The organism is Polaromonas sp. P3_C2 (genome assembly GCF_056402675.1).
In genome coordinates, this window is record NZ_JBFUGX010000099.1 from 1 (window position 1) to 8,908 (window position 8,908).

Consider the following 8,908-nt stretch of genomic DNA (forward strand, 5'->3'; position numbering starts at 1 on the left):
ATGTGCAGGCGCAAGGCCAGTTCGTTGATCGCATTCTCGCGGTACAGCATCAGCGCAGCGAGATTGTGGCGATGGATCTCATCGCGCTGGCCCGCATCGGTGAGATGCCGCCAGGCGCGCAGGCGTATGGCTTTTTCGGGCGCCACACCCAGGCCGGGCGCACCCACCAGCACCACACGCGCCGCCCGGGCAGGGAAACGCTCCGCCACAAAGCCGGCCACCATGCCGCCAAAGGAAAATCCCACGAGGTCGCAGGCCGCCTCGCCCGCCAGCAGGGCCAGCCCTTGCTCGACCGGTTCGGGTAGCACGTCAGCATCGGTGCCCCGTAAAGGCGCGGCCGAATCGCCAAAACCGGGAAGATCAGGCACCAGCACCCAGCGGCCCGACGCGGCCAGCGCAGGGATGTTGCGCAGCCAGTGCATCCAGCTGCCGCTGCCGCCGTGCAGCAGCACCAGGGGCGCGAGCCCGGGCCGGCGCGTGGCCTGGCCCCATATGTGCCAGACCATGGTGCCGTCGCCGCAAGGGGTTTCAAAACGGCTGGCCGTGCGCAGCATCGCGAGCGCTTCGGGAGGAAGCTCAATGTTTGCCGAATCTGTCATGGGGGATTTATACCCTGCCCCTCATGCGGCCATCGCCAAGCTCCTAAACTGGCTTACCGCCTTCTCATACACCTCTGTGAATCGCAGCCCAACCGCCCCCTCTTCACTCCCTCTCCCCCTGGGAGAGGGTTGGAGTGAGGGCCAGCGGCATTCGAACACACACGGCGCAACATCAAACGCCGCAAGCCCTCATCCCCGCCTTCTCCCTGAGGGAGAAGGCGCAAAAACATGATCCCCTTTTCAGTCCTCGATCTATCCCCCATCGTCACGGGCGCCACTGCCGCCGATGCCTTTCGCAACACCCTGGCCCTGGCCCGGCATGCCGAACAACTGGGTTTCAAGCGCTTCTGGCTGGCCGAGCACCATAACAACCCCGGCATCGCCAGCGCCGCCACCGCGGTGGTTATCGGCCATGTGGCGGGCGGCACGCAAACCATCCGCGTGGGATCCGGCGGGGTGATGCTGCCCAACCATTCGCCACTGGTGATCGCCGAGCAGTTCGGCACGCTGGCTTCGCTGTACCCCGGCCGCATCGACCTCGGGCTGGGGCGCGCACCGGGCACCGACCAGCTCACCGCACGCGCACTGCGGCGTGACCACCAGAACAATGCCGATACTTTTCCGCAGGACGTGGAGGAACTGCAGGCCTACTTTGAACCGGCAGAGCCCGGCCAGAAAATCAGGGCGGTCCCGGGCGCTGGCCTCAAGGTGCCGCTGTGGCTGCTGGGCTCCAGCCTCTTCGGTGCCCAGCTCGCTGCCATGCTGGGCCTGCCCTTTGCTTTCGCATCGCACTTCGCGCCCGACATGCTGATGCAGGCGCTGGACCTGTACCGCAGCGGCTTCAGGCCTTCCGCCCAGCTCGCCAAACCTTATGCCATGGTGGTGGCCAATGTCGTCGCGGCCGAAACGGACGAAGCGGCACGCTACCAGCTCACCTCCGTGCAGCAGGCCATGACCCACCTGCTGCGCGGCACGCCGGGGCCGATGCCGCCGCCCATCGACGACATCGAAAGCTACTGGTCACCGGCCGAGAAAGCCGGCGCGCAGCGCATGCTGCGCTATGCCGTCGCAGGTTCGGCGGCAACGGTTGAAAACCAGCTTCAGCGCTTCATCGAGGATACCCGGGCCGATGAACTGATGGTGACCACTCACATTTACGACCCCGCCATCGCCCGGCGCTCCCTGGAAATCACCGCGCAGGTGCGAGACAGACTGCAACAAGGAAACCAGCGCCGCGCATAACGCTATTGTTTTGATAGCTGCTTGCGCTCGTCCTTATTGGGCTAGAGCCTTAAATGGCTTGAATTTCGTCATGTGAGCGCCGCAGGCCAATCCGTAGTCACTGAAATGCAAACGTGCCCATTGGCACAGATCATGCAGAGCTGAAGTGCCCGCCCGTGGGCAACACGCCAGCTTCCCATGCCCCCAGTTACATCACCCGAACGCCACACCCTTTTTGACGATGCGCAGGGCATCTTCACGGGCACGCTGTTTGTGTCGCTGGCGATGGTGATCTTCAACCAGGCGGGCCTGTTGACGGGCGGTACGGCCGGCGTGGCCTTTGTGCTGCACTACGCCACGGGCGTGAGCTTCGGCAAGCTGTTCTTTCTGGTCAACCTGCCCTTCTATTGGTTCTCCTGGAGCCGCATGGGCCGCGAGTTCACCATCAAGACCTTCCTGTCCATTGCATTGCTGTCGCTGCTGGCGGACTGGTCACCCCGGGTGCTCGACATCGCAGACATCCACCCGCTGTACGCCGCGCTGGTGGGCGGCCTGCTGCTGGGGACCGGCTGCCTCTTCCTGGCCCGGCACCGGGCAAGCCTGGGCGGCGCCACCATCGTGACCCTCTATCTTCAGGAAAAGCACGGCTGGCGCGCCGGCAAGATACAGATGGCCATTGATTCGGCCGTGGTGTTGATGGCGCTGGCAGTCGTGCCCCCTGAGCGCGTGGCATATTCAGTCATGGCGGCCGTGCTGATGAGCCTGTTCCTCTGGGTCAACCACAAACCCGGGCGCTATATGGTGACCTGAACGGCACCAGGTGGACTGCCGGCCGGGCTTAGTCGCCGCCGCCCACCTTGCCCCGTGAAGACTTGATTTCCGAGCGCTGGCTTTTGCCCGCCAGGCGGCGCTGCTTCGAGCCGTAGGTAGGTTTGGTGGCGCGCCGCGCCCGGGGCGGTGTGGAGACGCCGTCAACGATCTCCTGCAGGCGTGCCATGGCGTCGCTGCGGTTCATCTCCTGGGTACGGTGCTGCTGGGCCTTGAGCACCAGAACGCCCTCCTGCGTGATGCGTCCGTCGCTCGTCGCCAGCAGCCGTTCCTTGACGGCGTCGGGCAGCGACGAAGCCGCAATGTCAAAGCGCAGGTGAATCGCACTGGAGACCTTGTTGACGTTTTGCCCGCCGGCGCCCTGCGCGCGGATGGCGTTGAACTCTACCTCGCGTTCGTCAACGGGGAATTTCGGTGGCGCAGCCATGGTCAGCGCCGCAACCGGGTCAGACTGCCAACTCGGCCAGGCCCGCGATGGCGAGGGCGTAGCCCTTGACGCCGAACCCGGCCATCACGGCCCTGGCAGCTGGCGAAATATAAGAGTGATGGCGGAAAGCCTCGCGTGCATGCACATTGCTGATGTGCAGCTCGATCACCGTGACGCCCGCGCCCTTGATGGCATCGTGCAGGGCCACGCTGGTGTGGGTATAAGCGCCAGCATTCAGCACGATGCCTGCCAGCGTGCCAGCAGCCTGGGCGCGCCCGGCTTCATGGATGGCGTCAATCATCACGCCTTCGTGGTTGCTCTGGCGAAAGTCGAGCTTGAAACCGTGGGTTGCGCAGGCCTTGGTGCACAGCGCCTCTACATCGGCCAGGGTTTGCGAACCGTACACGGCCGGCTCACGCGTTCCCAGCAAGTTGAGGTTGGGGCCATTCAGGACAAGGACTGTTTTCATGAAGCGGGGCTTTCCAGATGTTCGGGTGGGTGGGGCTTGGCTATTTGCCTGGGCCCGATTATCGACGCTGCCGCCGCCAGCCCATCACCGAAGCACCCTGTCCCCCCGCTCCCGCACCTGCCCGATCAGTCCGCTGGCAGCGCCCTAGCGCAGGCTTTCGAAAAAGCGTTCCAGCAAGTCGGCAAATGCATCTGGTTGCTCCACCGCGCTCAAATGAGCCGCTGGCAAGGTGCGCAATTGCGCACCCTTGATGCTGGCGCAAATGGCTTCCGACATGGCCACGGGCGTTGCTTCGTCGCGCGTGCCGGCAATCACCAGGGCCGGGCACTGGATCGCACCGTTGCTGGCTCGGAAGTCGATGCGGGAAACCGCTTCGCAGCTGGCGGCATAAGCGGCGGCATCGGTGGTTTCAAGCACCTTGCGTAGCGCGGCTACCTTGCGCGCACCTCCACCCGCCTCGTCCGCCCTGGATTCCGGGGTAAACCAGCGCTGCATCGCACCGTCTGATATCGCCGCCACGCCCTGGGCCTGTACGGTGTGAACGCGCGCCTGCCACATGGCGCGCGCCGCGTCGTCGTAAAACAGGGCGGCGTTGGCAATGACGATGCTTTTGAGCAGCTGCGGATGCCGCGCCGCCAGCGCCTGCGCCGTCATGCCGCCCATGCTGAGCCCGACAAAATGCACTGGGGCGCCACCCTGCTCCTTGATCAGGCCCGCCACATCATCGGCCAACAGGTCGAGTGTGTAAGGGCCGGGCACCGCTTCCGATTGGCCATGGCCGCGGTGGTCATGGCGCAGCACGGTGTAGCGGTTCTTCAGGACGGCCGTCACGCCGTCCCACATCGTGAGGTCACAGCCCAATGCATGGCTGAGCACCACAACAGGCCCCTGGCCTTCACTGATGCAATGCAGGTGAGGTTTTTTCATACTTCTTTTAATGATGATGAGTTGCTTGGAAGCCCGCAAATACACGCCCTGTCAGTCAGCGAGCAGGCCTTTTTCGCGAAGGATCTCGCCCGCCACAGAGAACGCATGGTTGGCGGCGGGAACACCACAGTAAATGGCGGCCTGCAGAATTACTTCCTTGATATCGTCCGGCGTGAGCCGCGACTCCGGCGGGCCGTCGAGCGCGGCCCGGACATGCATGGCAAATTCTTCATACGCCTTGAGCGCAATCATGGTCGACAGGACCATCAGACGTCGCGTCTTGTCCCCCAACGCCGGCCGGCCCCAGACCTCATTCCACGCATAGCGCGTGATCAAGTTCTGGAACTCGCCGTTGAAGGCATTGCTTTTGGCGATGGAACGGTCCACCCAGGCATCACCGAGCACRCGCCGGCGGTTGATCATTCCCTTGTCATGGTCGTTCATGGTTTTACCTTTTTGCGGTCTTGGTGCGATGGCTGTCAGTGTGCGTTTGCCCCACCAGTGCTTCAACAGCGTCGGCCTGCGCATGCGCGAGTGTTGACGCGTGCCGCGCCAGCGCCGGGTTAAACCATTCGTCGGCGGCATCGGCGGGCAGCACGGAACGCAACGCATCCAGGTTGGCGCTCATGCGCTGGGTGTCCACCTGCAGGCCAGGCAGGGCCTGGGCCATGGCGCGGACGGATCCGTGCGCCGACATCAGCAGCCCCGGCCATTCGGCCAATTCGGCCTGCCAGTTCCCCAGGGCGCGCTCATGCTCCTGCGCCATGGCGGCCAACAGGGCGGCCACGCGCTGCGGCGCGCGCTGCGCTGCAGCCAGTGCCACCATGCAGGCGACCGGATTGCGCTTGTGCGGCATGGCGGATGAACCGCCGCGCCCCGGCTCGGTCGGCTCTGCCAGTTCGCCCACTTCGTACTGCCCCATCAAGGAGATGTCTTTGGCGATCTTCCCAAGGCTGCCCACCAGCAGGCCCAGTTCGCAACCCAGCGCCACCCACTCATCGCGMTGGGTGTGCCACGCAAATGCAGAAGGTTTGAGCTTCAGGTCGGCCGCCATATGCGCCATGATTTGTGGGCCCTTGCCGTTCATCTGCGCCAGTGTTCCGACGGCCCCGCCCAGTTGCACGGCCAGCGCATTGTGGCCAGCCACTTGCAGGCGCTGCAGGCTGCGCGCCAGCGGCGCAGCCCAACCCGAGCACTTGAAACCAAAGCTGGTGACGGATGCCGGCTGCATCAGCGTGCGAGCCAGCACGGGGTCGGCGGCATGGCGGCGGGCCAGCACCAGCAACGCCGCCACTGCCTTGCGGATGTCGGCCTCAATCAGGTCCAACGCATTGCGGGTCACCAGCGCCAGCGCGGTGTCGATCACGTCCTGGGAGGTCGAGCMGAAATGGACAAAACCGGCGGCCTCCTTGTTGAAGAGGCCCACGGTTTCCTTCAGGGCCTTGACCAGCGGAATGGCAATGCTGCCCGCGCGCCCGCTTTCGCGAACGATCTTGGCCACATCAAACAATTCGATCTTGCAGGTGCCGATGATGGATTGCGCGGCGGCCTCGGGGATCAGGYCGGCGCTGGCCTGCGCTCTCGCCAGCGAAGCCTCAAAGCGCAACATKGCATCCAGAAAGTTACGCTCGCTGAAGGCCTCCAGAATTTCCGGCGTGGACAAAAAACCTTCAAAAATACTGCTCATGCCGTGCACTCTCAAAAAACAATGACTGATGGTTTTCCACCGGGTCGCCCCAAGGAAAACCGCGCCTCATACACAAAGGAAAGGGGCAGCGCGCCGCAGGCACGAAGTGACGAACGCGGGGGTTTCATTTTTTCAGGCGGATCTGGTTAGGCAGCGGCACGGAACGGCGCAGCACATCCTCCCCCAGCCACAGGGCCGAGCGCCATGCGCGCTGGGCCACCGTCGGCAAAGGCATTTGCTGGTAGTYGTCGTTGAACACTTCAAAGCTGTAATCGCCGCGGTAGCCCAGGCCATGCAGCTTGGTGACCAGCGTGGCCAGCGCTTCGCTGTGCACGCCCTCGCCTGGAAACACGCGGAAATGCCGGGCGGTGGCAATGCGCTCTTCGACCGACTTGATTTCCGTCCACATGAAGTCAGCCAGCTGCACCAGAAAAATTTTGTCCGGATCCAGTATGTCGAGCTCGTCCAGCGAGGTCTTGGTCGCAAACATGTGAAAAGAGTCAAAGCCCAAACCCAGGTTGGGCATGTCGGCTTCACAAATAATGTCCCAGGCCTGCGGGAACTCATTGACGGTGCGGCCCCACGACAAGGCTTCGTAGGCGATCTTGATATTCATCGGAATCGCCAGCATGGCCAGCTTGCGCAAGTCCCTGACCAGCGCCTGGGTTTCACCCGTGGCRTGCACCGAGGTTGACGAACAGATCAACAGCAGGCGGCAGCCCAGCGCATGGCACATTTCCAGCATCGATTTGGCGATGTCCATCTTGTAGTCGTGCAGGTGCCCGGACAGCCCCTCAAAATCACGCAACACCTGGAACCCGGTGACGCGCAAACCGCTTGCACGCACCGCAGCGACGGCGGCTTCCATGCCGTCTGGATGGCCTACCAGGTCTTTGGCAGCGAGCATGATCTGCGTAAAGCCAGCCTCGCGCACGGCTTTGAGCTTGGCCTCCAGCGGACCTGCCAGCGAGATGGTGTCCATCCCGAAATCGTCGATGTTGCCGCTGTAGTGGCTCATGCCTGGCGCCTGTTTAGCGTACGTCATGGACCAGCTCAAAACTCACGCTGCCCATCCAGCTCTTGGTCAGCGCGCCGCGGTCCTCGGTATGGACCCCGGGTGACTCGAGGAATTCCACGCCGCGCTTGCGCAACTCGCCGACAGTGGCCAGCACGTCTGCGCTGCCCAGGCCAATGCGCTGCAGGCTTTCGTCCCCTTCCACGTCGAGCACGCTGGCTTCAGGCTCGATCAGCTGAAGGTAAAAGCGCGACGAAGGCGGGCAAGGACTGCGAAGGATGCGTCCCTTGGGCAGGATGCCGAAGCGCTGTTCGTCGGGCAGGTCGGTAAAGCCAAACAGCTCGCGGTAAAACTCGGCCCAGTCTTCAGTACGGTCATTGCCGATGTATTGCACGACGCCAAAGAAGTGCAGCCCCGCAACCGCTGGCGGATGCTGCTCCACCGTGGGAATCGGCACAAAGTCCACGTCATAGATCGAAAACTTGTCGTAACGATCCACAAAATAAATGCGGCTTTTTCCCACGCCATGGATGGCCGGAATGTTCAGCTCCATCACCTCGACGCGTGACGGCACGGCCCAGGCGCCCCGCTCCAGCGCACGGTGGTAAGCGTCTGCCGCGTCCCGCACGCGCAAGGCCACAGCGGCAATCACCGGCTTGTCGGTCGGCGCGGTGCCATCCGGCATGGCGGGAATGTGGGCATTGACAATCACGTTCATGCTGCCCTGCCGGTACAGCAATACCTCGCGCGAGCGGTGGCGGGCAACCGGACGGAAACCCATCGTTTCCAGCACCTGCCCCAACGCCTGCGGCTTGGCAGTGGTGTATTCAATGAACTCAATGCCGTCCAGCCCCAGGGGGTTGGCAACTTCGGGGATGGCCTCCCGGTCTGCGGTTGGTGCCTGTGCAAAGGTGCTCATGGTGATGTCTCYGGTGAGAGGTTGCAGCAGATTCAGGAAGTTGCCATGGCGGGCGCCACGGTTGCGCCCGGCACATGGCCGCCGCCGAGGAAGAGGCGTTCGATGTTGGGGTCCGCCAGCAGCTCCGCCGCCGGCTTGTGCAGCACCAGTTGGCCCGACTCAAGCGCGATGGCGTCATCGGAAATTTTCAGCGCGCTTTTGACGTTTTGCTCAACCATCAACACTGTCGTGCCCTGCGCCGCCAGTTTCTGCAACAGCTTGAACACGTCCTGCACCACCATGGGCGACAACCCGATCGAGGGTTCGTCAATCAGGATGACCTTGGGGCGCAGCAGCAAGGCCCGGCCGATTTCAAGTTGCTTCTGCTCACCACCCGAAAGCGCTGAGGCCTGGGAATGCAGGCGTTCCTTGACGCGCGGGAAAAACTCCAGCACCTCGGGAATACGCTCGTGTGTGGTTTTCGTACCCAGCGTGATGCCGCCCAGCTCCAGGTTCTGCCACACAGTAAGCTGGCCAAACAGGTTGCGCCCCTGGGGCACAAACACAATTCCTTTGGCCAGCAATTCTTTCTGGCTGGCGCCCGAAATGTCCTCACCATTCAACAGGATGCGGCCCTGCCGCGGCTTGAGCAAGCCAAACAGCGCTTTCAAAACCGTGGACTTGCCCGCACCATTGGGGCCCAGCAGCAGCGTGATGGAACCAGTCCTGACCTTGAACGACAGGTTGTTCAGGATCATGAAGTCCTTGTAACCTGCCACCACATCGTCAAATTCAATACAGATCTCACTTGTCATATCAATCTCCATGAAGCCTCAG

The 8,908-nt window shown here is 63.0% G+C and carries 11 protein-coding genes; 2 read left to right on the plus strand and 9 right to left on the minus strand.

The genetic code is table 11. The annotated features are described in order from the left end of the window. On the minus strand, positions 1–599 hold a 599-nt coding region (locus AC1DWI_RS06430), incomplete at its 3' end, for an alpha/beta fold hydrolase (RefSeq protein WP_477724555.1). A 228-nt stretch (positions 600–827) separates the two neighbouring features. Between AC1DWI_RS06430 and AC1DWI_RS06435 the strand changes: the two genes are divergently transcribed. Both AC1DWI_RS06435 and AC1DWI_RS06440 read left to right on the plus strand, forming a co-directional pair. Further along, positions 828–1,841, plus strand: a complete 1,014-nt coding sequence (locus tag AC1DWI_RS06435) for an LLM class flavin-dependent oxidoreductase (protein ID WP_477667890.1) — start codon at positions 828–830, stop codon at positions 1,839–1,841. A 177-nt stretch (positions 1,842–2,018) separates the two neighbouring features. After that, on the plus strand, positions 2,019–2,630 hold the full coding sequence (locus AC1DWI_RS06440; protein WP_477667891.1) for a DUF6198 family protein: 612 nt from the start codon (positions 2,019–2,021) through the stop codon (positions 2,628–2,630). 28 nt (positions 2,631–2,658) lie between these two features. On the opposite strand, the gene arfB is transcribed toward AC1DWI_RS06440, so the two are convergent. The 8 genes from arfB to AC1DWI_RS06480 form a co-directional block, all read right to left on the minus strand. Further along, positions 2,659–3,075: an alternative ribosome rescue aminoacyl-tRNA hydrolase ArfB gene (arfB, locus tag AC1DWI_RS06445; protein ID WP_477667892.1), complete on the minus strand. Its 417-nt coding sequence runs from the start codon at positions 3,073–3,075 to the stop codon at positions 2,659–2,661. A gap of 19 nt (positions 3,076–3,094) precedes the next feature. Further along, positions 3,095–3,544 carry a type II 3-dehydroquinate dehydratase gene (aroQ, locus tag AC1DWI_RS06450; RefSeq protein WP_477667893.1) on the minus strand — a complete coding sequence of 150 codons (450 nt, stop codon included), beginning with the start codon at positions 3,542–3,544 and terminating at the stop codon, positions 3,095–3,097. A 144-nt stretch (positions 3,545–3,688) separates the two neighbouring features. After that, positions 3,689–4,471, minus strand: coding sequence for an alpha/beta fold hydrolase (locus AC1DWI_RS06455; RefSeq protein WP_477667894.1), 783 nt, complete (start codon positions 4,469–4,471; stop codon positions 3,689–3,691). 51 nt (positions 4,472–4,522) lie between these two features. Then, positions 4,523–4,915: a carboxymuconolactone decarboxylase family protein gene (locus AC1DWI_RS06460; protein ID WP_477667895.1), complete on the minus strand. Its 393-nt coding sequence runs from the start codon at positions 4,913–4,915 to the stop codon at positions 4,523–4,525. 4 nt (positions 4,916–4,919) lie between these two features. Then, positions 4,920–6,158, minus strand: coding sequence for a 3-carboxy-cis,cis-muconate cycloisomerase (gene pcaB, locus AC1DWI_RS06465; protein ID WP_477724556.1), 1,239 nt, complete (start codon positions 6,156–6,158; stop codon positions 4,920–4,922). Between the two features lie 124 nt (positions 6,159–6,282). Further along, the gene (locus tag AC1DWI_RS06470; protein WP_477724557.1) at positions 6,283–7,176 is read right to left on the minus strand and encodes a sugar phosphate isomerase/epimerase family protein; all 894 of its coding nucleotides are present in this window, start codon (positions 7,174–7,176) and stop codon (positions 6,283–6,285) included. A gap of 13 nt (positions 7,177–7,189) precedes the next feature. Beyond that, positions 7,190–8,092, minus strand: a complete 903-nt coding sequence (locus AC1DWI_RS06475; RefSeq protein ID WP_477667897.1) for a VOC family protein — start codon at positions 8,090–8,092, stop codon at positions 7,190–7,192. A 32-nt stretch (positions 8,093–8,124) separates the two neighbouring features. Continuing rightward, positions 8,125–8,886: an ABC transporter ATP-binding protein gene (locus tag AC1DWI_RS06480; RefSeq protein WP_477667898.1), complete on the minus strand. Its 762-nt coding sequence runs from the start codon at positions 8,884–8,886 to the stop codon at positions 8,125–8,127. Positions 8,887–8,908: the final 22 nt, after the last annotated feature.

Excerpts from the sequence above, each read along its gene's own strand:
- AC1DWI_RS06435 (WP_477667890.1), top strand. The coding sequence starts at position 828 with ATGATCCCCTTTTCAGTCCTCGATCTATCCCCCATCGTCACGGGCGCC.
- AC1DWI_RS06440 (WP_477667891.1), top strand. The coding sequence starts at position 2,019 with ATGCCCCCAGTTACATCACCCGAACGCCACACCCTTTTTGACGATGCG.
- arfB (WP_477667892.1), bottom strand. The coding sequence starts at position 3,075 with ATGGCTGCGCCACCGAAATTCCCCGTTGACGAACGCGAGGTAGAGTTC.
- aroQ (WP_477667893.1), bottom strand. The coding sequence starts at position 3,544 with ATGAAAACAGTCCTTGTCCTGAATGGCCCCAACCTCAACTTGCTGGGA.
- AC1DWI_RS06455 (WP_477667894.1), bottom strand. The coding sequence starts at position 4,471 with ATGAAAAAACCTCACCTGCATTGCATCAGTGAAGGCCAGGGGCCTGTT.
- AC1DWI_RS06475 (WP_477667897.1), bottom strand. The coding sequence starts at position 8,092 with ATGAGCACCTTTGCACAGGCACCAACCGCAGACCGGGAGGCCATCCCC.
- AC1DWI_RS06480 (WP_477667898.1), bottom strand. The coding sequence starts at position 8,886 with ATGACAAGTGAGATCTGTATTGAATTTGACGATGTGGTGGCAGGTTAC.